This window comes from Agrococcus baldri (assembly GCA_900114805.1).
Taxonomy (GTDB): Bacteria; Actinomycetota; Actinomycetes; order Actinomycetales; family Microbacteriaceae; genus Agrococcus; species Agrococcus baldri.
The window spans coordinates 232,023-255,858 of record FOZN01000001.1 but is presented as its reverse complement, the minus strand read 5'-3'; the positions used below and the strand labels follow the sequence as shown (position 1 = coordinate 255,858).

Here is a 23,836-nt window from a genome sequence, read left to right as displayed (position 1 = left end):
TCCCACGCTCGGCGACGCGGCCGCGAACGGCGCGGCTTCGTGCCCCAACGGTGCCCTCCGAGCCCGCTAGCCCCTCGCCTCGCGTCTTTGCTCGGGCGCGCGCCTCGCCTCGCGCATCGCGCCGCTGCGACCGTTGCGCCGAGAAAATGGGTCACTCGTTGCTCGAAGCCCGGCCGGGGCCGAGCGGATGGTGACCCCGATCCGCTGCGCGCAGGGGCGAAGCGGATGCGCGGGGCGGGTTGGGCGGCTGTCCACAGCCGAGCGGGCGGCCGGCGCGCGAGCAGACAGCTGCGCGGCATTCTGCGCGCCATGACATCACGCTCTCCGCTGCCCGAGTCGCTCGGCACTGCGTTCAACGTGCGCGATGGACTGGAGGCCGGCGTCGGGCACGGACGGCTGCGCGGTCGAGACCTGTCGGCCCCGTTCCACGGCGTTCGTGCGGTCCTTGCCGAAGACGTCGCCGCACGCGCCCGCGCTTTCGCCACTCGCATGCTGCCGCACCAGGCTTTCGCTGGTCGTACCGCAGCGCGGCTCTGGGGGCTGCCGCTCGCTCAGCGGTGGACCGCGGAGGAGCCGCTCGACGTCGCGCGACCGCATGATGCCTACCGGAGCAGGGTCAAGGGCACGCGCGAGGTCGTCGTCGCGGCTGGCCGCCTCACGACCCTGGAGATCGATGGGCTGCGCGTGCTCTCGCCGGCTGCGACTGCGTTGACGCTCGGACGTGAACTCCATCACGAGCACCTGGTGCAGGTGGTCGACGCGCTGCTCACGCCCGCGAAGCGCTATCCGGAGCTGCGGCTGCCCCGCGAGCCGGGCGCCGCATGCATGACGCGTGCGGAGCTCGACGACTTCCTGCGTCGCTGCGCGGGGCTCAGCGGCGTCGTCGCGCTGCGTGCCGCCGCTGCCGATGCGCGCGCAGGGGCGGAGTCGCGCTTCGAGACGATCACGCGGCTGCTCATCGTTGAGGCGGGGCTGCCCGAGCCGGTGGTGCACCCGAGCGTGGTCGTGGACGGCATCGAGCTGCACCCGGACCTCGGCTACCCAGAGCTCAAGATCGCGATCGAGTACGAGGGCGACGGTCACCGCGATGAGCAGCGGTGGGGGCAGGACATCGATCGCTACGCGCGCCTCGAGGCCGCCGGCTGGATCATCGTGCGCATCACGAAGGCAGACCTGCCGCGCCGAGGGGCCCGGCTCGTCGAGCGCGTCGCGACCGCGCTGGCGCGCCGCGGCTGACGCCATCGCGCGAAATGGGTCACGATCTGCTCGAGTCGATCGTGATGATCGAGCAGATCGTGACCCATTTCCTCCCAGCGGAGGCGAGGAGCGAGGCGAGGAGCCTCAGGCGGGGACGCGCTCCGCCGCCAGCTGCGTCTGCTGCATGTGCTCGAGGCGCCACCGCACGTGGTTGAGCTGGCGCACGAGGCCGGTGGGCAGCGAGTGCCCGAACTGGCCGAAGAAGGCCTCGACGTCGACGAGCTCCGACAGCCACGCCTTCGGGCGCACCTCGAAGAGCTCGTCGAGCGTCTCCTGGTCGAGCTCGAGGCCCTCGAGATTCAGCGCGCCGGTGGCCGGCATGACGCCGATCGCCGTGTCGACGCCCTCCGCGGTGCCTGCGACGCGGCCCGCGATCCACTCGAGCACCCGGGCGTTCTCACCGAAGCCAGGCCACATGAATCCGCCGTCCTCGTCGCGGCGGAACCAGTTCACCGAGAAGATCTTCGGCGCGTGGCGGCCGAGGCGGTGGCCCATGTCGATCCAGTGCGAGAAGTAGTCGCCCATGTTGTAGCCGCAGAAGGGCAGCATCGCGAAGGGATCGCGGCGGATGTCGCCGACCGTGCCCTCAGCGGCGGCCGTCTGCTGGCTCGAGACCGTGGAGCCGATGTAGACGCCGTGCTCCCAGTCGCGCGCCTGCATCACCAGCGGCACCTGCGTGGGGCGGCGGCCGCCGAAGATGATCGCGTCGAGCGGCACGGCCTCCTCCCAGTCGGGGGCGATGGAGGGCGCCTGCTCGGCGCGCACCGTGAAGCGCGCGTTCGGGTGGGCGGCGGGGCCGTTGGCCGGGTCGTAGGGGCGGCCCTGCCAGTCGGTGAGGCCCTCGGGGGCCTCCTTCGTCATGCCCTCCCACCAGACGTCGCCGTCAGCGGTCAGTGCGACGTTCGTGAACATCGTGTCGTGCGACATCATCGCCATGGCGGTGGCGTTCGTCTTCTCGCTCGTGCCGGGGGCGACGCCGAAGAAGCCGTTCTCGGGGTTGATGGCCCAGAGGCGGCCATCCTCGCCGGGGCGCATCCAGACGATGTCGTCGCCGAGCGTCTCGACCTTCCAGCCGGGGATGGTCGGCTGCAGCATCGCGAGGTTCGTCTTACCGCAGGCGGAGGGGAAGGCGCCGGCGAGGTGCATGACGCGGCCGTCCTCGTGGCGCATGCGCAGCAGCAGCATGTGCTCGGCGAGCCAGCCCTCATCGCGCGCCTGCACCGAGGCGATGCGCAGGGCGAAGCACTTCTTCGCCAGCAGGGCGTTGCCGCCGTAGGCGGAGCCGAACGACCAGATCTCGCGCGTCTCGGGGAAGTGGGAGATGTAGCGGGTGCTGTTGAACGGCCAGGGCACGTCCTGCTCGCCCTCGGCGAGCGGAGCGCCGATCGAGTGCACCGCGGGCACCCAGTCCCTCGTGCCGTGCATCGCCTTGAGCGCAGCCGTGCCGACGCGCGTCATCGCGTGCATGGAGGCGACGACGTAGGGGGAGTCGGTGATCTCGATGCCGAGCTTCGAGATGGGGCCGCCGACCGGGCCCATCGAGAAGGGGATCACGTACATCGTGCGACCGCGCATCGCACCGTCGAAGAGCCCGCCGAGCACCTGGCGCATCGACTCGGGGTCGCGCCAGTTGTTCGTGGGGCCGGCGTCGTCGGAATCCTCGGCGCAGATGAAGGTGCGGCTCTCCATGCGGGCGACGTCGTCGGGGTTCGAGCGCGCGAGGTAGCTGTTCGGCCGCGCGGGCACGGGCACGATGGTGCCGGCCTCGAGCATGATGTCGACCAGCCGCTGGTACTCCTCGGCGCTCCCGTCGGCCCAGACGATGTCGGCCGGCTCGGTGAGCTCGGCGATCGACGCCACCCACGAGACCACACCCGGGTCGGCGCCCTCGGGGGCGTTGACCAGAGCCGGCTTGACGGGCTTGGCGGATGAGCGGGTCGGCGCGGGAGGGAGGAGCGTCATGTCTCGAGTCTTGCCCGCGAGCACCGCCAGGTGTCGCCGATCCCTGAGAAGAATCCACCCATCCTTCACTTCCACGAAACTTGGATGCCCCAAGGGCGGAACGCGCCTTGTATGACGTCGTTCGCGACGAACATGGCGAAGATTCGCTGAAAGTTTCGTACACTGGGCGCATGGTCGACGCAGCAGTCCTGGGGCACCGCATCCGTCATTTCCGTACCAGTGCCGAGCTCACGCTCGACGGGCTGGGGGAGCGCATCGGGCTGGCGGGCAGTCAGCTGAGCCTGATCGAGAACGGGCACCGCGAGCCGAAGCTCAGCCACCTGCAGGCGATCGCCGAGGTGCTGGGCGTCACGAGTGCGCAGCTGCTCGACCCCGAGCCCCCCAGCGAGCGCAGCCGCATGGAGCTCGACCTGCAGCGGCTGCAGGAGGGCGCCAGCTACAAGCGACTGGGGCTTCCTGCGGTGCGACCGACCCGCTCGATGAGCGACGACCACCTGCGCGCGCTCGTCGGCCTGCACCGCGAGCTCGACCGCCGCGCCCGCGAGGCGATCGCCACGCCCGAGCAGGCGCGCCGCGACGCCACCGCCATCCGCCACCGCATGCGCCAGCAGAGCAACGCGCTGCCCGAGATCGACGAGCTCGCCGAGGAGCAGCTGCGAGCGGTCGGCTACGACGGCGGCAGCCTCACCCACCGCACCGTGAGCGAGATCGCGGCGCGGCTGGGCTTCGAGCTCGTCTACGTCACCGACCTGCCGCACTCGACGCGCTCGGTCACCGACCTCGAGACCGGCCGCATCTACCTGCCGCCGGCGTCGATCCCCGGCGGGCACGGCCTGCGCTCGATGGCGCTGCAGGCGATCGCGCACCGGCTGCTCGGGCACCACGAGCCGCGCGGCTACGCCGAGTTCCTGCAACAGCGGCTCGAGATCAACTACTTCGCCGCCGCGACGCTCATGCCGCGCTCGCGGGCGGTCGACTACCTCAAGCGCGCGAAGAAGGAGCGCAACCTCGCCGTCGAGGACTTCCGCGACGCGTTCGGGGTCACGCACGAGACCGCGGCGATGCGCTTCACGAACCTCGCGACCACCCACCTCGACCTGCGCGTGCACTTCCTGCGCGTGCAGGAGGACGGCGCCCTCTCGCGCGTGTACGAGAACGACGGCATCCCGGTGCCGGTCGATGCCTCCGGTCACGCCGAGGGGCAGCTGGTGTGCCGCAAGTTCGCCGCTCGCAGCGCCTTCGAGCGCACGAGCCGCACGACGGAGTTCTACCAGTACACCGACACGCCCGCCGGCACCTACTGGTGCTCGACGCAGATCGGCGCGGGCCACGACGGCGAGTTCTCGATCTCGTTCGGCGTGCCCTTCGACGACGCGAAGTTCTTCCGCGGATCGCAGACCGCCTTCCGGCAGGTCTCCACCTGCCCCGACGAGCGCTGCTGCGCCCGCCCCGACGACGCGCTCGCGGGCCGCTGGCGCCACAAGTCGTGGGCCTCGGCGCGCATGCACCAGCACACGCTCGCGCCGCTGCCGCGCGGCACCTACCCGGGCGTGGACGACGCGGAGCTCTACGAGTTCCTCGAGCGCCACGCGCCAGAGCTGTGACAGGCAGAGCCGTGACAGGCAGAGCTGTGACAGGCAGTGCTGTGACGGCCAGCGCCGTGACGAGCGTCGCATGAAGATGCGGGGGCGGATGCGTCTGCCCGCCATCCTGGGTCGCACGGCCCTTGGCAGGCGGTCACCACGGGCCTACCCTGATCTCGCCACGTCGACCGAGGGAGCCGACATGACCGAGACAGCCGACGGACTCGATTCTCCGGAGCAGACCCTGCGGCGGGGCGCGCAGCACCTCGCAGAGCTCCATCCTGCACTCGATGCGCAGCTGGTCGAGCGCATCGTCTTCGAGTCGCATGCGACGCTCGTGCGCGGGGCGCGCATCCGTCATCACCTTCCGCCGCTCGCGCTCAAGTTCGCCGCCGATCGCCTGCGGGCGCTCGAGGGCGGCGACCGCCGCGGCGAGGGCGGTCCGCTGCGCATCATGATCGAGTCGATCCGCAACGACGGCATCTCGCAGATGGCCGCCGCCTACCTGAACGCGCTCGGCGAGGGCCGCGTCGAGGCGCTCTCGGGCGCGATCAGCCCCGCCGACGTGGTGCTGCGCACGGTCGTCGACGTGATGGAGGAGGATGGCGTGCCGCTCGGCGAGGCGTACCCGAAGCCGATCACCGATGACGTCGCCCGTTCCGCCGACGTGATCGTCACGATGCTCATCGAGCACCCGTTCGACCTCGCGCCGGGGCAGCGCATCGAGCAGTGGGACTTCGACGATCCGGCCGGCCGCGGCACCGACGAGGTGCGGCGCATCCGCGACCGCGTCCGCCGCCGGGTGCAGGACTACCTCGACGGCCTCGACGCTTGAAGCGATCGGCACGAAAGCCATATCACGCGATATCATCGGCCTATGGTGAATCCGATTCGGGAACTTCGCGAGGCTGCGGGACTGAGTCAGACTGAGCTCGCACGACGGTCCGGGATTGCGCAGCCGAATGTCGCTGCCTACGAGTCGGGGCGTCGCAAGGCCTCGGCCGAGATGCTGGGGCGCCTGCAGGCGGCCGCGCGGCCGCTGCCGCACGATGCGCTCGCCGCGCGCCGAGCCGAACTCCTGCAACTCGCCGCCCAGTACGGCCTGAGCAACGTGCGCGTATTCGGTTCCGCAGCTCGCCTCGCCGACGGTCCGAAGAGCGATCTGGACATCCTGGTCACGCGCTCGCCCGGCACCGGGCTACTCACCGTCTCGGCGTTCGCCGCTGCGGCGAGCGCATTGCTCGATGTCGAGGTCGACGTGGTGACTGACGGCGGTCTGCCTGCCCAGCACGAGATCCTGGAAACGGCTGTCGCGGTATGAAGCAACGGGATACCGCAGCCCTGCGCGAGATCGTGCGGTTGTGCGCTGTCGGCTCGAATCTCGTGGCGCGCGGCGAGGAGTGGTACCTCGGTGACCCCGACAATGTGCCGGGCCTGGCGGCCGAGTCACTGATCATCAAGATCGGCGAGAATGTCGCTCGGCTGAGTCCAGACACGACGGACCGGCATCCCGAAGTTCCTTGGTCGCTGATCAAGCGGATGAGGGACCGCCTGGCGCATCACTATGAAGGGACGGATTACGGCGCGGTCTGGGACACGATCGTCGTCGATCTGCCGACGATCAGCAGATACATCCAGTCGCTCAACACCACCTGACCGCCGCCATGCCTTGCGGCCGCGTCGAGGTGCGGCGAGCCCGCCCGGCGCTATCTTTTCGCCATGACCACCGACGCCGAGCAGAAGCTCGCCTCCCGCGACCTCACGCTCGACCTCGCGCGCGTCGCGGCGGTGCTGCTCGTGGTCGTCATCCACCTGCTGTTCGTGGGCGTCGGCCGCGCCGCCGACGGCGCGCTGGTCATCGAGCGCACGGTCGAGGCGCAGCCGTGGTTCGCCGGCGCCACCTGGGTCGGCGACATCATGCCGCTGTTCTTCGTGGTCGGCGGCTTCGCGGCACTGGCGGGCTGGCAGAGCCTCGAGCGGCGCACGCCGGCGGGCGCGCCCGTCGACGCGAGCGCCTTCGTGCGCACCCGGCTCGCGCGGCTCGCCCGACCCTCGCTGCCGCTGTTCATCTTCCTGGCGGTCGCGCTGCTCGCGGCTTGGGCGCTCGGCGTCGACGCGGCGCTCGTCGACACGGTCGCGATCGGCATCGGCTCGCCGCTGTGGTTCCTCGCCGCCTACGTGCTGGCGCAGGCGCTCGCACCCGTGATGATCGGGCTGCACCGGCGCGCGCCGGTCGCGACCCTCGCGGTGCTCGCGGTCGCCGCCGCGGCCGTCGATGCGGTGCGGCAGCTCTCGGGCATCGAGCTGCTCGGCCTGCCCAACGTCGTCCTCATCTGGGTGGCGGTGCAGCAGCTGGGCTTCTGGATGCACGACGGATGGTTCCGGTCGCGCTCGGCGTGGACGCTCGGCCTCATCATCGCGCTCGGCTTCGGCGCGCTGGTCACGGTCGTGCCGCTCGCGGGCTACTCGTGGAGCATGCTCTCGAACCAGTACCCGCCGACGATGCCGATGCTCGTGCTGGGCCTCGCGCAGGCGGCGGCGCTGACGCTGCTGCACCGGCCGCTCAGCGCCCTCATGCGCACGAGGGTCGCGCGGGGCATCGTCTGGTTCGCCGGCAGCCGGCTCATGACGATCTACCTCTGGCACCTGCCGGTGATCATGCTGCTGGTCGGTGTGCAGCTGCTCCTGCCGATGCCGCTGCCCGACCCCGGCTCCGGCACCTGGTGGCTGACGCGCATCCCGATCTTCCTCATCGTGCTGGGCGTCGTGTGGCTGCTCTCGCTCGCGCTGGTGCGCTACGAGCGCAGCCCGTCGCACCTGGTCGACCCGGTGCATCCCGGCATGCTCGTGACCGTCGCGGCGGTGCTGCTGTTCGCGGCGGGCCCGTTCCTCATCATGGTGCTCGGGCTCGACACGCTGCTGGCGGCGCTGAGCCTTGTGGGAACGACGGCGGCGATCTGGCTGATCCGCGGCCGCCGCGCGAGGCTGCTCGCGCCGTGAGCGCCGCGGTCGGGACGCGCCTCGGCGCGCGACCCGACGCATCCGCTCACGGCATCGGGGTCGTGAGGCCGGCGAAGGCCAGGACGCGACGTGCGACCTCCTCGGGCTGGTCGTCGACGAGCCAGTGGCCGGCGCCCGGCACCTCCTCGATCCGCACGTCGGGCGCGTAGCGGTCGATGCCCTCGAGCACGTCGCGCGGCAGCACGTGGTCGTCGCCGCCGAGGAGTACGAGGATCGGCATGGTGGGGAGCCGATCGCGGAAGGCGCCGCGCACGATGCGGAGGAACTCGGGCACCACCAGCTGCCGGTAGATGCGCGAGCCGGCGCGGGCTCGGGCGGGATCGCGCATGCTCGCGACGTACACCTCGGCGTCGGCAGCCGGCACGCCGCCGTAGCCGGCGAGCAGCCAGCGGGGGAGCCGCTGCCGGCCGCCGCGCAGCAGGCGTGCGCCCAGCCGAGGCGTCGCGAGCGCGTACTGGAACCACAGCCCCGGCATCGATCGCACCATCGACGGCCGCGGCCGAAGGTACATCGGGGGCACCGAGAGCACGCCGACGTGGGTGACGCGCTCGGGATGCTCGATCGCGAGCGACATCGCCACGAGCGCGCCGATGTCGTGCCCGACGACGACGGCCCGCTCGATCTCGCGCGCGTTGAGCAGCGCGACGGCATCGCCGCGCAGCTGGGCCAGGCCGTAGCGCGCGTCGGGTGCCTCGCTGCTGCCGAAGCCGCGCAGGTCGGGCGCGATCACGTGCGCGTGCTGCGCCAGGAGTGGGATGGCGCGCGACCACTCGCGCGAGCTCTGCGGGAACCCGTGCAGCAGCAGGATCGGCGTGCCGGCGCCCGCTTCGACGACGTGCGCCCGCAGCTCGGGCAGTTCGACGACATGCTCACGAGTCGAGGGGCTGGGCTGCGCGTCCAATGGCTTCCCCTTCGCGAGTGCGAACACTGTTGGTGGCCGGCACGACGGCCGGGATCTGGCTGATCCGCGGCCGCCGTGCGGCGCTCATCGCCACGTGCGTGTGGCGTCAGCCGAGAGCTTCGACCAGCAGCTCGGCGATCGCGCGCTGGCCAGCGGAATTCGGGTGCAAGCTGCGGGCTGCGACGGGTGCCCCGTTCACGAAGCCGCTGATCCAGCGATCACCCGTGTCGCACAGCCCGTGGCCGGCGAAGGTGCCCGTCAGCGGGACGAACGAGACGTTCGCATCGATGCCCGTCATCTGGGAGTACTCCAATGCGTAGCCGGCCAACCCGGCCGCGATTGCCCCGTTCACCTGCATCACTGCGACATTGATGAACTGGGCCTGCGCCGCGGTGACCTTCACCGGGGTGCGTTCGAACGCGCCGATGCTGCAGGGCGTCGCAACCTGGCCGAACAGCATGGGGTATCCCGTCACGGCGATGTGCGCGTTGGGAGCGTGCTGCCGCACGGTCGCGACCATCAGTCCGATGTCGTCCGGCAAGGCCGCGAGCGCCGCAAACGCTCCGCCGGTCGCCGCCTGGCACGCCAGCGAGCTCTCGTCCTGCGCGCATTCCTGCAGGAGCGTCGTCCAGCCGAGGTTGTTGATGCCTGCGGTGATCGTGACCAGCTGCGTATCCGATCCGAGGTGGCTGAGCTGCTCGGTCAGCACATCGGCCGTGGTCGCGCCAGAGCAGGCGGAAGAGGCGACGTCGATGCCGAACGCGCGGGCGAAGAGCTGCGGGTAGGCCTTGCGCGACTGCATGCAGTCGGTATCGACATACGGCAGGTTGCCGGTGCCCGCGGCAATCGAGTCGCCGAGCGCCACGTAGGCGGCACCGTCCGGTGGATCATCCGCGGCAGTGGCCGGCGCGATGCCGGCGGCCAGGAGGCCGCTGGCGGCGAGGGCGGTGAGGATGGCGAGAGTGCGACGGCGCATGACTTCCCCCTGAGGTGGAGATCGGGGAATCGGGTGCCCCGGTCAGCTTTGCTGCTCAATCTCCTCCGGCCCATCGTCGGGGGAGTGACGCAACCGTAACAGTGATATCAGCCACGGATCCTTGCGATCCGCGCAGGACTTGCCTCAGCGTGCGCCGGCCCGTCGGCCTGCGTTCCAGTCGGGAATGGAGCGATGGCGGTGCGCCGCGTACGCCCGAGTGCGCTCAGCGCGTCGGGCGGAATCCCCGCAGCATCAGCGAGTGCAGCACGACGAACACGCTCGAGAAGGCCATCGCGGCGCCGGCGATGAGCGGGCTCAGCAGCCCGAGCATCGCGAGCGGGATGGCCGCCGCGTTGTAGGCGAAGGCCCAGAAGAGGTTGCCGCGAATGGTGCGCAGCGTGCGGCGCGAGAGCGCGATCGCGTCGGCGGCGCCGGCGAGGTCGCCGTGTACGAGTGTGATGTCGGCGGCCTGCTGCGCGGCGTCGGTGCCGGTGCCCATCGCGAGCCCCAGGTCGGCGGCGACGAGTGCGGCGGCGCTCCGATTCTTCGCAAAATCGTAATGATTCGTTCGCTTGTGCGACGCCATAGGGTTGTCACGCAGACGGCTTTGCACTGATCAGTCGCCGCGCAGAGCAAAGCCAGAGAGCGCGTATTGGCCACGGGCAGCGAAAGGCAAACAGATGAAAGTGTCCGCGGAAGCACGAACGGTAGTTGAGGAATTCAGAGCTGTGGTTGCGGCGATGCGACGCCGCACTCTTGTGGTTGCGCTCGCTATCGTGCTCGTCCCAATGGTGCTTTTAGGCGTGCGCTGGGCCGCCCCCTCGTTGGGGCAAATCCCGTTCGGGTGGCAGATGCACACCAGCTGCTGGGGCAACCCCGGCAAAGTGGATTGCACTCCGTGAGCGGCTACTCAGTCAGTCGAGTTCTCGCCCTTCTCTCCATTGTCTGGGGGATGCGTTACATCTTTCTCGCGGTCGAGCTACAGGATCTTACGATCTCGATCTTCTTCCTTTCGTGGGCGTTGGCATGGGCGACGCTGGCTTTGTTCTTGTGGTTAGAGCGTGGCACCTTGCTGATTTCTGGGGCTGTGATCGTTCTGGGTGCCGTGGATCTGCTTTTACTTGACAGGTGGTACGACTACGCGGTGATGATCATGGGCTGGTTGGCGCTGGCACTGTTTATCGCACCACGTCGTCGGCACGATCAACTCTTCGTCGCCAGGATCCTGCTCAGCACGGTTTACGCTTTCGGGGCTTTGTCAAAGCTCCAGCCTTCGTGGCTCATCGGCGACAACCTGCTCTCTCTGGCTGCCACCCGCCCCGCGGCGGCCTGGCTTGAGATCTTTCTGGTGCAGCCGTGGCTTTCCATTGCAGCCACTGCGCTGGTAGCCACCGAGTTGTGGATGGCGGTCGGACTTTGGATTCCACGGACACGGCTGATCACTGCGGTCATCGGCATCCTGCTCCACATCGCGCTCACGATCCTGGCAACTCGCGGCGGCATGTTTGGGCTTTTGCACCTCGTTGCGCTTAATGGTGGACTGGTCCTGCTTTATCCGGCGTTCTGGCAGCGGCTGCTGCCTGCCGAAACTGCCGAGCGTTCGGTCCCAACGACGCAGTGAGTAGCGGAGTGCGCGCGTCGGCGCCGCGCTCAGGCGGTCGGCTTGAAGGCCCTCAGCGTCAGCGAGTGCAGCACCACGAACACGCTCGAGAACGCCATCGCGGCGCCAGCGATGAGCGGGCTCAGCAGCCCGAGCATCGCGAGCGGGATCGCGGCCGCGTTGTAGGCGAAGGCCCAGAACAGGTTGCCGCGAATGGTGCGCAGCGTGCGGCGCGAGAGCGCGATCGCGTCGGCCGCACCGGCGAGATCGCCGTGCACGAGGGTGATGTCGGCGGCCTGCTGCGCGGCGTCGGTGCCGGTGCCCATCGCGAGCCCCAGATCGGCGGCGGCGAGTGCGGCGGCGTCGTTCACGCCGTCGCCCGCCATCGCGACGCGCGCCCCGCGCGCCTGCTCGGCGATGACCGCGTCCACCTTCTGCGCCGGAGTCACGCCGGCGATCACGCGGCGAATGCCGACCTCGGCCGCCACCGCTTGCGCGGCGCGCTCGTGGTCGCCCGTGAGCATCACGACGTCGATGCCGAGCTGCGAGAGGCGCTCGACAGCGGCACGGCTGGTCGCCTTGACGGTGTCGCGCACCGCGACGACGGCGCGCATCCGCCCGTCCCACGCGATCGCGAGGGCGGTGGCGCCCTTCGCCTCAGCCGCCTCGAACGCGTCCGCCAGCTCGGGAGGCATGGATACGCTCCAGTCGGCAGCGAGCCAGGCGGGCTTGCCCACCTGCACTGCCCGCCCGTCGACGTCGCCGACGACCCCGGCACCCTGCGCGGCCCGCACGTCGGTCGCCACGTCCACCGAGTCGACGGCCTCGACGATGGCCCTGGCGATCGGGTGCTCGCTCGCACGCTCCACGGCGGCGGCGACGCGCAGCGCCTCATCGGCGTCCTCACCAGCAGCGGCGACGACGCTCTCGACGCTCATGCGCCCCTCGGTCACGGTGCCGGTCTTGTCGACGAGCATCGCCGTGATGCCGCGGCTCGACTCGAGCACGCGCGCGTCGCGGATGAGGATGCCCAGTTCGGCACCGCGGGTCGTGCCGGCCAGCAGCGCGGTCGGGGTCGCGAGGCCGAGGGCGCACGGGCAAGCGATGATGAGCGTCGCGACGGCAGCGGTGAAGGCGGCCGGCACGTCGCCGGTGATGAGCAGCCATCCCACGAGCGAGAGCAGCGAGAGCACGAGCACGGTCGGCACGAAGTACTGCGAGACGCGGTCGGCGAGCCGCTGCACGTCGGCCTTGCCCTCCTGGGCGCGCTGCAGCAGCGACGCGATGCGCGAGAGCTCGGTGTCGGCGCCGACGCGCGTGGCCTCGACGACGAGCATGCCGTGGCCGTTGATGGTGGCGCCGACGACCTCCGAGCCCTCGGTCACCTCGACCGGCAGCGACTCACCGGTCAGCAGCGAGGCGTCGATCGCAGAGGCGCCTTCGACGACCACACCGTCGGCGGCGATCTTCTCGCCCGGCACGACGCGGAAGCGATCGCCCACGACCAGGTCGGTCACCGCAATGCGCGACTCGACGCCGTCGCGGATGACGCTCGCCTCCTTCGCGCCCAGCCGCGCGAGCGAGCGCATCGCCTGCTGGCTCGAGCGCTTGGTGCGGTGCTCGATGTAGCGGCCGCCGAGCAGGAAGACCGTCACGATCGCGGCGACCTCGAGGTAGAGCTCGTCGCCGTGCCCGCCGAACCACTGCATCTCCATGCGCATGCCGATCTCGCCGGCGCTGCCCCAGATGAGCGCCCACAGCGACCAGCCCATCGCGGCGATCACGCCGAGCGAGACGAGCGTGTCCATCGTCGCGGCGCCGTGACGCAGGTTGACGGCGGCGGCGCGGTGGAACGGCCACGCGCCCCAGATCGCGATCGGCAGCGTCAGCGCGAGCGCCACCCACTGCCAGCCGGCGAACTGCAGCGCGGGCACCATCGACAGCACGCCGACGGGCGCGCCGAGAATGGCGGATGCGACCAGTCGCCGCACGAGACTCGTCCCGCGGGCGTCGTGGTCGTCCTCGGCCGCCGGCTCGGGGAGCGCAGCGGTGTAGCCGGTCGCCTCGACCGTGCGGATGGCGTCCTCGACGGACGTGCCCTGCGGCAGGGTCACGTGCGCGACCTCGGTGGCGTAGTTGACGCTCGCCTCGACGCCCGGCAGCTTGCTGAGCTTGCGCTCGATGCGGTTGGCGCACGAGGAGCAGGTCATGCCGCCGATCTCGAGATCGATCGTCGTCGCACTGGTGGTGTCGGTCACGTCTGCCACTATACCCCCTAGGGGTATTTAGATGTGCGTCGGTCGAGTGGCTGACCCAGTCGGCGCATCGAAACCAGAAAGCGCCGACCCCCGCAGGGATCGGCGCTTTCCATGATGAAGTCTCAGCCCTCGACGAGCGTGTATCCGGCCTCGCTGACCGCCGCGCGCACGTCGTCGATGCGCAGCGGGCTGTCGGAGGCGACGGTCACGGTCGAGCGGCCGCCGGCGACGAGCTGCACGTCGACGCCTTCGACGCCTGCGAGCCCCGAGATCTCCTCGGTGACCGACGAGACGCAGTGGCCGCAGGTCATGCCCTCGACCGAGAACGCCTGCGAGACGCCGGCGTCCGTCGCGGTGGCCGCAGCGTCGGTCGAGCAGCAGCCGCCACCGCAGCAGCCGCCCGCCTGCTCGTTCGTGTCGGTCGGGATGGTCGTGATCTCGATGTCCTGCAGCATGGGTGCCTTCCGATTGACGTGGGTGTGGTTCAGGAGCGCACGAGGCGTGCGATGGCTGCGCTCGCCTCGGCGAGCTTCGCCTCGGCCACGGGTCCGCCCTGCGCGGCGGCTTCCGCGACGCAGTGTGCGAGGTGGTCTTCGAGCAGCTGCAGCGCGACGGTCTCGAGCGCCTTGGTGGCGGCCGAGACCTGAGTGAGGATGTCGATGCAGTACACGTCTTCGTCGACCATGCGGGCGACACCGCGCACTTGGCCCTCGGCACGGCGCAGGCGCTTGAGCAGCGCATCCTTATTGTCGGCATAGCCGTGCGTCGGCGCGACAGCGGTGGTGGTCATGCGTCGATCATACCCCCGAGGGGTATTGCGATCAAGCGTCAGGCGGCGACGGCGCCGAGGTGCTCGGGCGTCGCCCAGCTGCGCCAGATGGCGGCCAGCAGCGCGGCGAACAGCGCGTCGGCCTGCGCGGCGGGGTAGTGGCCCAGAATCTCGAGCGCGATGAAGCCGTGCACGCCGGCGAAGATCGTGCGGGCGGTGGTCTCGACGTCGCCGTGCAGGATTCCCTGCTCGGTCGCAGCCGTCACGGCCTCGAGCAGCGGCTCTGTAGCGCGCTCGCGCGCCTCCGCGATTGCGGGGGAGTCGTTGGTGCGGCCGAAGACGACCTGGAACATCGCGGCGTTCTCGGTCGCCCACTGGCGGATCGCGTGCGCGATGCCCACGATGTGCTGCACAGGGTCGTCGCTGTGCGCCGTGCGCTGCGCCGCCACGAACGAACTGGCGGCGCGCACCGTGATCGCCTCGAGCAGCTCACCCCGCGATCCGAACAGCGAGTACACGGCGGAGGTCGAGGTGCCGACGGATGCGACCAGTGGCCGCAGGGAGAAATCGGGGCCTTCCACCGCCATCAAGTCAGTGGCGGCCTCGAGCAGGCGCTGTTGCAGGTGCTCGTCATGAAGGCGTGGGCGTCCCATGCAAGTAAGCGTACGGTGTTTCGCGCGCGTCCCCGGACCCGCCGCGCAGGCGGAAGAATTTGGTGCCCCCAGCAGGATTCGAACCTGCGGCCTTCTGCTCCGGAGGCAGACGCTCTATCCCCTGAGCTATGGGGGCCGGGCTGTGTGAACAGCGACGACCAATCTATCACCGAGCTGGCTACGCGCCGACCGTCGCCACTGCGAGCCCTGCGGCGGCGCCGACGATCATCCATGGTCCGAATGCCAGGTCGGACTTGATGGATGCGCGACGCACGGCCATGAGGGCGAAGGCGACGAGGGCGAGCACGATGAAGCCGCCGAGGATGCCGAAGAAGACTGCCTGCCAGCCGAACCAACCGAGCGCGAGCCCGAGCACGAGTGAGAGCTTGACGTCGCCGAGGCCGAGGCTGGCGGGGGAGATGAAGGCGAAGATGAAGTAGCCGGCCCCGACGGCGAGCATTGCAAGGACCGCAGTCCAGAACCGTCCCCACTCGCCGGTCACAATCGCGGCGAGCAGCAGCAACACGAGCACGAGCCCGGTCGTCGGCCACACGATCATGTCCGGCAGCCGGAAGACCGCGAGGTCGACTGCAATCAGCAGCGCACAGCCGATCGCGAGCACGCATAGTGCGAGCAGCACGGCCCAGTGGCCGGCGAGGAGAGCCGCGCCCGCGCCGAAGATGGTCCCAAGCACGCCGGGAACCCAGCGGTGCAACCACTTCGACGAGCTGTCGACGATGCCGCGGGCCCACGGCGTCAGCAACACCGCGGCCGCAGCGCACAGTGCGGCCGCGGTCGCGATCATGAGCGGCGGCATCGCCACTGATGCTATGTCAGCGGCAGCGACCAGCCGCCGACGCTCAAGCTTCGGGGCTCAGGCCCGCCTCAAGGTCGATGAACGCCTTGTCCACCAGGTCGGCGATCGCGTCAGCGCCGCCACCGCTGTTGTCCCACATGCGGATGGCCGTCTTGACGGCGGTCGTCGCAGCTCCCGCGATCAGGCGCGGGAACGGGTCGGTGTCAGGGTCGACGCCGCTGCGCTCGGCAATGGCTTCGCGGATTGCCTCCTCGAGCTCCTCGAACTGTGCCATGCGATGCGGCATCAGTGTAGGGAATCGCTCAACGAGCTCGTCCTTCGCCTTGAGAGCGGCCATCTGCTCCTTCGTCCAGCCGCGGATGGCGGTCGTCAGCACAGCGCGCAGGGACTTCAGCGGAGGCTCATCCGTCGACCGCTCATCGAGTCCGGCGAGCATCTCGATCGGAGCGTTGTTATGTGCCGCGATGATCGCGGCTTCCTTCGACGTGAAGTAGTTCGAGACGGTGCGCGGCGAGACGAACGCACGCTCCGCGATCTGGTCGATCGTGACGCTGTCGAGCCCGTTCTCGCTGGTCAGAGTGAAGGCGGCGTCGGCGATCGTGCGGCGCGTCAGTTGCTTTTTGCGCTCGCGCAGACCGGGCTGGGGCTGCTCGTCGGCAGCGGAGTTCGTCTCAGGCATGGCGGCTCACTGTAACGGCGAGAAGTCGAGTACGAGCCCTGCGGATGCTCTGGGTCGGCCCTGGGGGTCGGTGGCATTCAGTTGCATGACGGTGTCCGGTCCTCGGAAACGGGTGGGCGCTGCTGTTGCACCCGGTGGTCGCGGTGCCGGCGGGTGCGCGGCTCCACGGAGCAATCTTCTGCCGTAACACTGTTTCAGTCAAGCCCTCTTGCGCAAACCGGAAGGTTGCCGCTCATGCAACGCGGGTCTTGAGCAAATCTTTAGCCTTCGGATTCTTGCGCGCTGAGCAATCCGCGTGCGAACATCATTGTCGTCGTCCTGAACGGGCCGGCATCCCTCAAGCACCGGAGTCCCCAGCTCTGGGCCTGTCAAGTTAGGAAATTTCCATGCTCGCATTCCTCGTTGCGGCTCAGACCTTTGTGGCTGAGCGTTTTGACAAGAAGAACGACCGCGGCGCGACCGCAGTCGAGTACGGCCTGCTCGTCGGCCTGATCGCCGTCGTGATCATCGTGGCCGTCACGGCCCTTGGTGGACAGCTCGACACGCTGTTCGGCAACGTCTCGGATGCGCTCCCCGAGGGCACGCAGCCCCCAACCACTCCGTGACGTCGAGTTAGTTGATTGGCGCCCGGCGTGGGTTCACCGTCGGGCGCCATCGCTCTCGGAGCACATTCGACGAAGGAGCATCACGTGTCTGCACGCGCGAAGGACACAGGGGCGGCGGCTGTCGAGTTCGCGCTCGTGGTCCCGCTGCTGCTCGCGCTCACTTTGGGCATCATCGGCTTCGGCCACGCTTTCCACGTTCAGACCGTGCTTGACAATGCAGCACGGGATGCAGTGCGTATAGCGGCGATTGGCAATCTGCCGGCCGATGCCGCCGCCGAAACTGCCGCACAATCAACGATTGCTGGCGTCGCAATCGACTCTGCTTCAGCCTCGGTTGCGATAGCAGCTGCGGAGGTCGATGTCGACTGGTCTGCCTGCCGCACTCCTCCGGAGTCCGCTGACCCGCGCACCGTACGCGTCTCGATCGAGCACACGTTTGGCATGCTCGGCGGCCTCTTCGGCGATCTCACTCTCACAGGACAAGGGACCATGCGATGCAACGGTTGACTGGAAGCCCTGCAGACCGCGGCGCAGTTGCTGTGTGGGTCGCGATCCTGCTCATCCCGCTGATGGTCATCGCGGCACTGGCGATCGACGTCGCAGGCATGCACGCCGACCGCCAACGGCTCCAGACCGGCGCTGACGCGGCAGCCCTGGCCGTCGCGCTGGATTGCGCGCAGGGAGATTGCGGCGAGGCGAATGGAACGGCGGAGCGCCTGGCAGACGCGAATTCTCCGTTTGGTGGTGAAGCCTCCGTCGCCGACGTGACGGTTTACCCCGAATTGAGTCGTGTCGAAGTCAGTGTGGAGTCTGACCGCACGCATTGGTTCGTGCCGGGCAGTACCGATCTCGCTGCGTATGGCGCCGCCGCATGGAATACTGCTCCGAGCGCAGCAAGGTCGCCGATTCCATTCGCATTCGCGGAGTGCGAACTCGTGAACTTCGGCGTTCTTGCCACAGATGTAGATGGCAACGTGGTCGGGCTGCAAGAGAGTGCGATTGGTCAGCGGTTTCAGCTGGACCAATCGCAGGTTTCGCCAACAGGCGTTTGCAACAAGACGAACAGCGGCCTGTACGCTCCGGGCGGCTTCGGCTGGCTGGCGCCGGACTACGCTGCCGGTGAACTGCCGTGCAGTGTGCACACGCGAGTAGGCGAGAACGTTGGCTCCGGGAACGGTACGGCGGACAGTGCGTGTTACACGCGCCTGCAACAGGAGATTGTTCGAGGCAACGACGCCTCAGAGCCATACGGCCTGCTCCCGGTGTTCAGCACAGCCGATCAGGCGAACAACGCCAAGAACTACCGCATCATGGGCTACATCGCGGTGACCCTGGAGGGCTACTGCTTCCACGGAAATCGAGAGTACGGCCTAGACGTTAACGGCGCTGCCGTCTCGAGTTCGGCGTTGTGCAAAAACCCTGGCAATGGCGCGGGTTGGATCACGATCATGCCGCAGCGATTTGTCTCGACGGATGCCGAGGTAGAGACGGATCCCGGGGCTCCGAACTTGGGAGTTGTCGTCATCACGCTTGAACTTCCGAACGGTGGAACCCCATGATTCGTCGTCTGATTGTTGCGCTCGTGGCGCTGCTCATTGCCGCGGTCGGAGGAGTCGCCACCTACCTGTACGCCTCGAATGCTGATTCCCGCGCCATGGCGCGAATGGACCCGGTGCAGGTGCTGGTGGTGGCGGAGCCGATTGCTGAGGGCACGCCCGCAGAATCGATCTCGCGTTCGCTGACCGTGGCAGAGATTCCGTCGGCTGCTGTCGTTCCTGGCGGTGTCGTCGACCTCAGTGACGTTGCAGGCCTCCTGACGGTGACCGACCTGCAGGTGGGTGAGCAGTTGCTCGCCTCGCGTTTCGTCGCGCCTGAAGCGGTGCCTGGCGAAGTCGAAGTTCCTGCAGACATGCACCTGTTGACCATCGAACTGGAACCGCGCAGAGTCATTGGAGGCGAACTCCACGCTGGCGACACGGTCGGATTCTTCGTCTCCGCGACCGACAGCGAGACTTCCGCGACCCACCTGATGCTGCACAAGGTGCTCGTCACTGACGTTCGCGGCGGTGTCAGCACTGTGACAAACGAGGACGGGTCGACCTCCGAGCAAGCTGCTGCAGGCAGCGTGATGGTGACCCTCGCGCTGTCTCCTGCCGACGCGGAGCGGGTCGTATTCGCTTCGGAGTTTGCGACGATCTGGCTCTCGCTCGAGGGCGAAGCAGTGCCTGAAGCCGGCACGCAGATCGTGACCATCGAGGAGATCTTCCAATGAGCCAGAACGTGCTGCTCGCGAGCGATTCGAACGAGTTGAGGGGCAGAATCCACGACGCTGCTGGCGGCACGAGCGTCGCCGTGTCGTCGCATCCGTTGCCTGTCGAGCCCATGCAGTTGCTGGCGCTGACGCAGCACCAGACTTTGCCCGATGTGCTCGTTCTCGACGCGACGAGCGACGCGCCGTCGGCCTTGGGACTGGCTGCGCGATTCGATCGCGACTTCCCGGGCACCGGCGTACTGCTCATCGGTGACCCGGTTGCGCTGTCGAGCGCAGCAATGCGCGCTGGCGTGCGTGGCGTCGTACCGGAGGATGCCGGCCAGGAGCAGTTGCGAGATGTCATCGCCCAGATCGCGCGGGCGATGCAGTCGCGCCGTCTCGGGATCGGGGCTGGCGCGGTCGGACAGCCGCTAGACGCACCGGGCCGCGTGCTCACTGTGCTATCGCCGAAGGGCGGCGCCGGCAAGACCATGCTCGCGACGAATCTGGCCATCGGGCTCGCGGAGCGGGCGCCCGGATCCGTCGTGCTCGTCGACCTCGATGTGCAGTTCGGCGATGTCGCGACGGCGCTGAATCTCGACCCCGAGTACACGCTTGACGACGTCGTTCACGGAGCAGCACTTACCGATGCCATTGCGATGAAGACGTTGTTGACCTTGCACGAGTCAGGTCTCTCGGTCGTCTGCGCCCCGGAGAGTCCCGTCGCAGCCGACGGCATCACCGCCGAGCAAGTCAACGCGCTACTGGAGACGCTCAAGACACAGTTCCGCTATGTCGTGGTCGATACCGCTGCCGGTCTCGAACCCCGCACGCTTGCAGCACTGGATCACACCACCGAGCCCATCTTGGTGACGACCTTCGACGTCGCGGGGGCGAGGGGCCTGCGCAAGGAAATCGCCACATTGCGCGAGCTCGGCATGCTGACCAATGCGCGCCAGACGATCCTCAACTTCGCTGATCCGAAGGCGGGGCTGAGCGTGTCCGACATCGAAGCGACCATACGCTCAGGTGTCGACCTGACAATTCCGTACTCGAAGGCGGTCACGGCATCGCTCAACACTGGTATCCCGCTGCTGCAGCGCGCGCCTCGCGATCCGGTAGTGAAGCAGGTTCGCAAGTTGCTCGGTGCATTCGCGCCCGCAGCGAAGCCGCTTCAACCGTTCGGAAAGAGCGAATCGTGACGAGCCTCTCCCAGCGGCTCTCTGTTGCGAGGGTTACGTTGCCAGACACTGAGCCTGAGCCCGGCACTCGTCGCGCTGCAAGGTTGGCTGCCGAACGTGCCACGGGCGAGGTCGCGATTGCAGACCTCCCCGAAGGGTCAAACGACAACGCTTTCGTAGCAAACGAGCAGCACGAAGGGCCGACCGCTCCACAGATAGATGGACTGCTGCGAGTCAAACAGCGTGCAGCCGATGCGCTGTTCGAGCGCATCGGTGCCCGACTCAACGACCCGAACTTGAGCGAAGAGCAATTGCACATTCTGGTGCGCGACGAACTCAACGCCGTGGTCGAGGCAGAGCAAGCGCCACTGACGGTGGAAGAGCGGCAGCGCCTCATCAACGAAGTACGCGATGACGTCCTTGGACTTGGCCCGCTGCAAAAGCTCATCGACGACGAGACCGTGACCGAGATCATGGTCAATGGACCTGACAACATTTATGTCGAGCAGCACGGAAAACTTGGTCGGGCGCCCGCCCGCTTCACCTCAGAAGACCAGCTCCGCCGTGTGATCGAACGCATTGTGATGCGCATGGGGCGTCGCATCGATGAGTCTTCACCGATGGTCGATGCCCGCCTCGAGGATGGCTCGCGAGTGAACGCCGTGATCCCTCCGCTCGCGTTCTCTGGCTCAACACTGACGATTCGCAAGTTCGCGAAGGATCCGTTTAAGGTTCCTGACCTCATTCGCTTCGGCACGCTGACTCCGCAGATGGCACGCCTACTGCAGGCGTGCGTCGAGGGCAAGCTCAACGTCATCGTCTCCGGAGGAACCGGTACCGGTAAGACGACGCTGCTCAACGTGCTCTCGTCGTTCATTCCCCCGCGCGAGCGCATTATCACGATCGAAGATGCGGTGGAGCTGCAACTGCAGCAGGAGCATGTGGTGCGCCTCGAGTCGCGCCCTCAAAACATCGAGGGCAAGGGCGAGATCACCATCCGTGACCTGGTTCGCAACTCGCTTCGTATGCGCCCCGACCGCATCGTGGTCGGCGAGGTGCGTGGTGGTGAGACGCTCGACATGCTGCAGGCGATGAACACCGGTCACGACGGATCGCTCTCGACCGTGCACGCCAACTCACCCCGTGACGCGATTGCGCGACTTGAGACCCTCGTCCTCATGGCTGGAATGGAGCTGCCGCTACGGGCCATCCGAGAGCAGATCTCGTCAGCTGTCGATGTCATCGTGCAGCTGAGCCGACTTCGTGACGGCACTCGGCGTGTCACCGCGGTAACCGAGGTGGTGGGCATGGAGGGCCAGACAGTCACGTTGCAGGACGTGTTCCTCTTCGATTACGCCGCGGGTGTCGACAACTCCGGCCGGTTCCAGGGCGTGCCGATCGCCACTGGTGTGCGTCCGAAGTTCACGGAGCGATTCGATGATCTTGGCATCGAGCTACCTCCGGGCACCTTCGACATCCAGGGCACGCCGTGAGCCTGGCACTGATTGGCGCGGGTGCGGTTGCTGCAGGGGTCGGCGCCGCAGCGCTGGTCGTCGCTCGACCAGGTCGGGAGCGACTGCCTCGAGAGCGTCGGCGACCCAATATCGAGGACGGCGAGGGTGCACTTTCGGGTGCGGCCGAGGCTGCGACGGATGTAATCGGCCGCCTGCTGCGAGGCCGGTCGCATGCAATTGCTCACAACCTCGGCCTCGCAGGCGTCTCGATGCGACCTCAGGATCTTGCCTTTCTCGTCGCCATTGCCTCACTAGTGGTGGTAGCTGCGACCATGCTGCTCGGCGGCGGATTGCTGGCGGTTCCGGTCGCGGCGCTCGCCCCGATGGGCGCAGTGCTCTGGGTGCGAAATCGCATCGACAAGCGCCGCAAGGCCTTCGCTGACCAACTGGACGGCACCCTGCAACTCATGGCCTCGAGCCTCCGCGCCGGCCACAGTATGCTGCAGGCGCTCTCGTCAGTCGCCAAGGAGTCAGAAGAGCCGACGGCCTCAGAGCTCGCTCGCGTCGTCAATGAGACTCGCGTCGGTCGCCCTGTCGTGCCGGCGCTGGAAGAAGCGGCCGAGCGGATGCAGAGCGAGGACTTCGTCTGGGCGGTGCAGGCGATCGCCATCAACCGTGAAGTGGGCGGCAGTCTGGCGGAGACGCTCGACGGCGTCGCCGGAACGATCCGAGAACGCGGTCAGGTGCGTCGCCAGGTCGCCGCACTCAGCGCCGAAGGCCGCCTGTCGGCTGTCATCCTCATGCTGCTGCCATTCGGTGTCACAGGCTTCCTCCTGATGTCGAACCCGGGCTACCTCGCGCCGTTCATCGAGTCGCCACTCGGGTTCGGGCTGATCGGCGTCGGTGTCGTGCTGCTGATCGTCGGCGGCTTTTGGCTTCGCAAGGTCGTGGAGATCGAGTTCTGATGCCGACTGCCGTCATCCTCGCTTGCTTGCTTGTGGCGGTTGCCGTCGGTGCCATCGTCTGGGTGATGGCCGACGCGCTGCAGCCGGCGCGCGCGCACGCGCTCGCGAATCTGCAGCGCGGGCAGCGCACGGAACTCGCCGATGGGCCGAAGGCCGCGAGCGATGGGCTGCCGAAGTTGGCTCGCAGGCTGACCGTTCCCACGCTGGTGGCGGTGCTCGAGCGACAGCACGCACGCGCTGGCCGACCAGCGGACTGGACCGTCGATCGTCTGCTCGCGCTCAAACTGCTGTGGGTGCCGACCGCAATCGCGCTCTTCATTCTGATGTTCGTCTCGGGCCAGGAACCACTGATCTTGCTGATCGTGGGGATCTCCGCCGTCGTCGTGTACTTTGTGCCCGATCTGCTGTTGCTCAGTCGCGGGCAAGAGCGTGACCAGCTCATCCAGAAGCAACTCGCTGACACGCTCGATCAGATGACAATCGCGGTTGAGGCCGGTCTGGGATTCGATGCTGCGATGACGCGTGCAGCCTCCAACGGCAAGGGGGCGCTCGCTGAGGAGCTCACGCGAACGCTGCAGGACATGCGCATGGGGCGGTCGCGCAAGCAGGCGTTCCACGACCTTGCGGATCGCAGTCATGTGTCAGATCTCCGCGCGTTCGTCCGCGCGATTCTGCAGGCAGATGCCTACGGCATCTCGATCGGTGATGTGCTGCGCACGCAAGCCGACGAGATGCGATTGAAGCGTCGCCAGCGTGCGGAGGAGAAGGCGCAGCAAGTACCGGTGAAGGTGCTCATGCCGCTGATGCTCTGCATCTTGCCCGTTTTGTTCATCGCAGTCATGGCACCGGCCGTGATGGACATGATCGACGCATTCAGCGGGATGTGATCCACAGCCGGACGTCA

The 23,836-nt window shown here is 68.1% G+C and carries 24 protein-coding genes, 1 tRNA gene and 1 pseudogene; 15 read left to right on the top strand and 11 right to left on the bottom strand.

Going from position 1 to position 23,836, the window contains the following annotated elements; translation table 11 throughout:
• Positions 1–309: 309 nt before the first annotated feature.
• A complete protein-coding gene (locus tag BM288_RS01205; RefSeq protein WP_092915084.1) occupies positions 310–1,236 on the top strand; it encodes an endonuclease domain-containing protein in 927 nt (308 codons plus the stop codon).
• A 105-nt stretch (positions 1,237–1,341) separates the two neighbouring features.
• On the opposite strand, the gene BM288_RS01200 is transcribed toward BM288_RS01205, so the two are convergent.
• Positions 1,342–3,219: a phosphoenolpyruvate carboxykinase (GTP) gene (locus tag BM288_RS01200; RefSeq protein ID WP_092915082.1), complete on the bottom strand. Its 1,878-nt coding sequence runs from the start codon at positions 3,217–3,219 to the stop codon at positions 1,342–1,344.
• 170 nt (positions 3,220–3,389) lie between these two features.
• Between BM288_RS01200 and BM288_RS01195 the strand changes: the two genes are divergently transcribed.
• From BM288_RS01195 to BM288_RS01175, 5 genes are all read left to right on the top strand, one after another.
• Positions 3,390–4,823, top strand: a complete 1,434-nt coding sequence (locus BM288_RS01195; RefSeq protein ID WP_092915080.1) for a helix-turn-helix domain-containing protein — start codon at positions 3,390–3,392, stop codon at positions 4,821–4,823.
• 181 nt (positions 4,824–5,004) lie between these two features.
• Positions 5,005–5,637, top strand: a complete 633-nt coding sequence (locus BM288_RS01190; RefSeq protein ID WP_177220189.1) for an arsenate-mycothiol transferase ArsC — start codon at positions 5,005–5,007, stop codon at positions 5,635–5,637.
• A gap of 42 nt (positions 5,638–5,679) precedes the next feature.
• Positions 5,680–6,123, top strand: a complete 444-nt coding sequence (locus tag BM288_RS01185) for a helix-turn-helix domain-containing protein (protein WP_092915076.1) — start codon at positions 5,680–5,682, stop codon at positions 6,121–6,123.
• Entirely contained in the window at positions 6,120–6,458 is a 339-nt protein-coding gene (locus BM288_RS01180; RefSeq protein WP_092915074.1) for a HepT-like ribonuclease domain-containing protein, read from the top strand. The genes BM288_RS01185 and BM288_RS01180 overlap by 4 nt, the downstream gene beginning before the upstream one ends.
• 63 nt (positions 6,459–6,521) lie before the next feature.
• Complete coding sequence (locus tag BM288_RS01175; protein WP_092915072.1) at positions 6,522–7,802, top strand: acyltransferase family protein; 1,281 nt, start codon at positions 6,522–6,524, stop codon at positions 7,800–7,802.
• 46 nt (positions 7,803–7,848) lie between these two features.
• Here the strand turns inward: BM288_RS01175 and BM288_RS01170 are convergent, their stop codons facing one another.
• The 3 genes and pseudogenes from BM288_RS01170 to BM288_RS01160 form a co-directional block, all read right to left on the bottom strand.
• Positions 7,849–8,724 (bottom strand): alpha/beta fold hydrolase, encoded by an 876-nt coding sequence (locus BM288_RS01170; protein WP_177220188.1) that lies wholly within the window; start codon positions 8,722–8,724, stop codon positions 7,849–7,851.
• A 106-nt stretch (positions 8,725–8,830) separates the two neighbouring features.
• On the bottom strand, positions 8,831–9,700 hold the full coding sequence (locus BM288_RS01165) for an SGNH/GDSL hydrolase family protein (protein WP_092915068.1): 870 nt from the start codon (positions 9,698–9,700) through the stop codon (positions 8,831–8,833).
• A gap of 223 nt (positions 9,701–9,923) precedes the next feature.
• A pseudogene (locus BM288_RS01160) lies at positions 9,924–10,235 on the bottom strand (heavy metal translocating P-type ATPase); the annotation flags it as partial.
• 363 nt (positions 10,236–10,598) lie between these two features.
• Here BM288_RS01160 and BM288_RS01155 point away from each other — a divergent pair.
• Complete coding sequence (locus BM288_RS01155) at positions 10,599–11,321, top strand: HTTM domain-containing protein (protein ID WP_092915066.1); 723 nt, start codon at positions 10,599–10,601, stop codon at positions 11,319–11,321.
• Positions 11,322–11,350: 29 nt separating this feature from the next.
• Here BM288_RS01155 and BM288_RS01150 read toward each other — a convergent pair whose 3' ends face one another.
• The 7 genes from BM288_RS01150 to BM288_RS01120 all read right to left on the bottom strand — a co-directional run bounded on the left by BM288_RS01150 (position 11,351) and on the right by BM288_RS01120 (position 16,476).
• Positions 11,351–13,510 carry a heavy metal translocating P-type ATPase gene (locus BM288_RS01150; protein WP_092916134.1) on the bottom strand — a complete coding sequence of 720 codons (2,160 nt, stop codon included), beginning with the start codon at positions 13,508–13,510 and terminating at the stop codon, positions 11,351–11,353.
• A gap of 170 nt (positions 13,511–13,680) precedes the next feature.
• Positions 13,681–14,013, bottom strand: a complete 333-nt coding sequence (locus tag BM288_RS01145; RefSeq protein ID WP_092915064.1) for a heavy-metal-associated domain-containing protein — start codon at positions 14,011–14,013, stop codon at positions 13,681–13,683.
• Between the two features lie 29 nt (positions 14,014–14,042).
• Positions 14,043–14,348 (bottom strand): metal-sensitive transcriptional regulator, encoded by a 306-nt coding sequence (locus tag BM288_RS01140; protein WP_092915062.1) that lies wholly within the window; start codon positions 14,346–14,348, stop codon positions 14,043–14,045.
• 38 nt (positions 14,349–14,386) lie between these two features.
• Entirely contained in the window at positions 14,387–14,980 is a 594-nt protein-coding gene (locus BM288_RS01135; RefSeq protein WP_092915060.1) for a TetR/AcrR family transcriptional regulator, read from the bottom strand.
• A 60-nt stretch (positions 14,981–15,040) separates the two neighbouring features.
• Positions 15,041–15,116: transfer RNA gene (locus BM288_RS01130), tRNA-Arg, on the bottom strand.
• Between the two features lie 42 nt (positions 15,117–15,158).
• Entirely contained in the window at positions 15,159–15,797 is a 639-nt protein-coding gene (locus BM288_RS01125) for a prepilin peptidase (protein WP_092915058.1), read from the bottom strand.
• Between the two features lie 43 nt (positions 15,798–15,840).
• The gene (locus tag BM288_RS01120; RefSeq protein ID WP_092915056.1) at positions 15,841–16,476 is read right to left on the bottom strand and encodes a TetR/AcrR family transcriptional regulator; all 636 of its coding nucleotides are present in this window, start codon (positions 16,474–16,476) and stop codon (positions 15,841–15,843) included.
• 386 nt (positions 16,477–16,862) lie between these two features.
• Between BM288_RS01120 and BM288_RS01115 the strand changes: the two genes are divergently transcribed.
• From BM288_RS01115 to BM288_RS01080, 8 genes are all read left to right on the top strand, one after another.
• Positions 16,863–17,081, top strand: coding sequence for a Flp family type IVb pilin (locus BM288_RS01115; RefSeq protein ID WP_092915054.1), 219 nt, complete (start codon positions 16,863–16,865; stop codon positions 17,079–17,081).
• Between the two features lie 84 nt (positions 17,082–17,165).
• Positions 17,166–17,588 (top strand): TadE/TadG family type IV pilus assembly protein, encoded by a 423-nt coding sequence (locus BM288_RS01110; protein ID WP_092915052.1) that lies wholly within the window; start codon positions 17,166–17,168, stop codon positions 17,586–17,588.
• Between the two features lie 32 nt (positions 17,589–17,620).
• Entirely contained in the window at positions 17,621–18,640 is a 1,020-nt protein-coding gene (locus BM288_RS01105) for a pilus assembly protein TadG-related protein (protein ID WP_177220187.1), read from the top strand.
• Positions 18,637–19,353 carry a Flp pilus assembly protein CpaB gene (cpaB, locus tag BM288_RS01100; protein WP_092915048.1) on the top strand — a complete coding sequence of 239 codons (717 nt, stop codon included), beginning with the start codon at positions 18,637–18,639 and terminating at the stop codon, positions 19,351–19,353. Before BM288_RS01105 ends, cpaB begins: the two co-directional genes overlap by 4 nt.
• Positions 19,350–20,534, top strand: coding sequence for a CpaE/TadZ family protein (locus BM288_RS01095; protein ID WP_092915045.1), 1,185 nt, complete (start codon positions 19,350–19,352; stop codon positions 20,532–20,534). The genes cpaB and BM288_RS01095 overlap by 4 nt, the downstream gene beginning before the upstream one ends.
• A complete protein-coding gene (locus BM288_RS01090; protein ID WP_318255260.1) occupies positions 20,531–22,006 on the top strand; it encodes a TadA family conjugal transfer-associated ATPase in 1,476 nt (491 codons plus the stop codon). Before BM288_RS01095 ends, BM288_RS01090 begins: the two co-directional genes overlap by 4 nt.
• Positions 22,003–22,932, top strand: coding sequence for a type II secretion system F family protein (locus BM288_RS01085; RefSeq protein ID WP_092915043.1), 930 nt, complete (start codon positions 22,003–22,005; stop codon positions 22,930–22,932). Before BM288_RS01090 ends, BM288_RS01085 begins: the two co-directional genes overlap by 4 nt.
• Positions 22,932–23,819, top strand: coding sequence for a type II secretion system F family protein (locus BM288_RS01080; RefSeq protein WP_177220186.1), 888 nt, complete (start codon positions 22,932–22,934; stop codon positions 23,817–23,819). The genes BM288_RS01085 and BM288_RS01080 overlap by 1 nt, the downstream gene beginning before the upstream one ends.
• Positions 23,820–23,836: the final 17 nt, after the last annotated feature.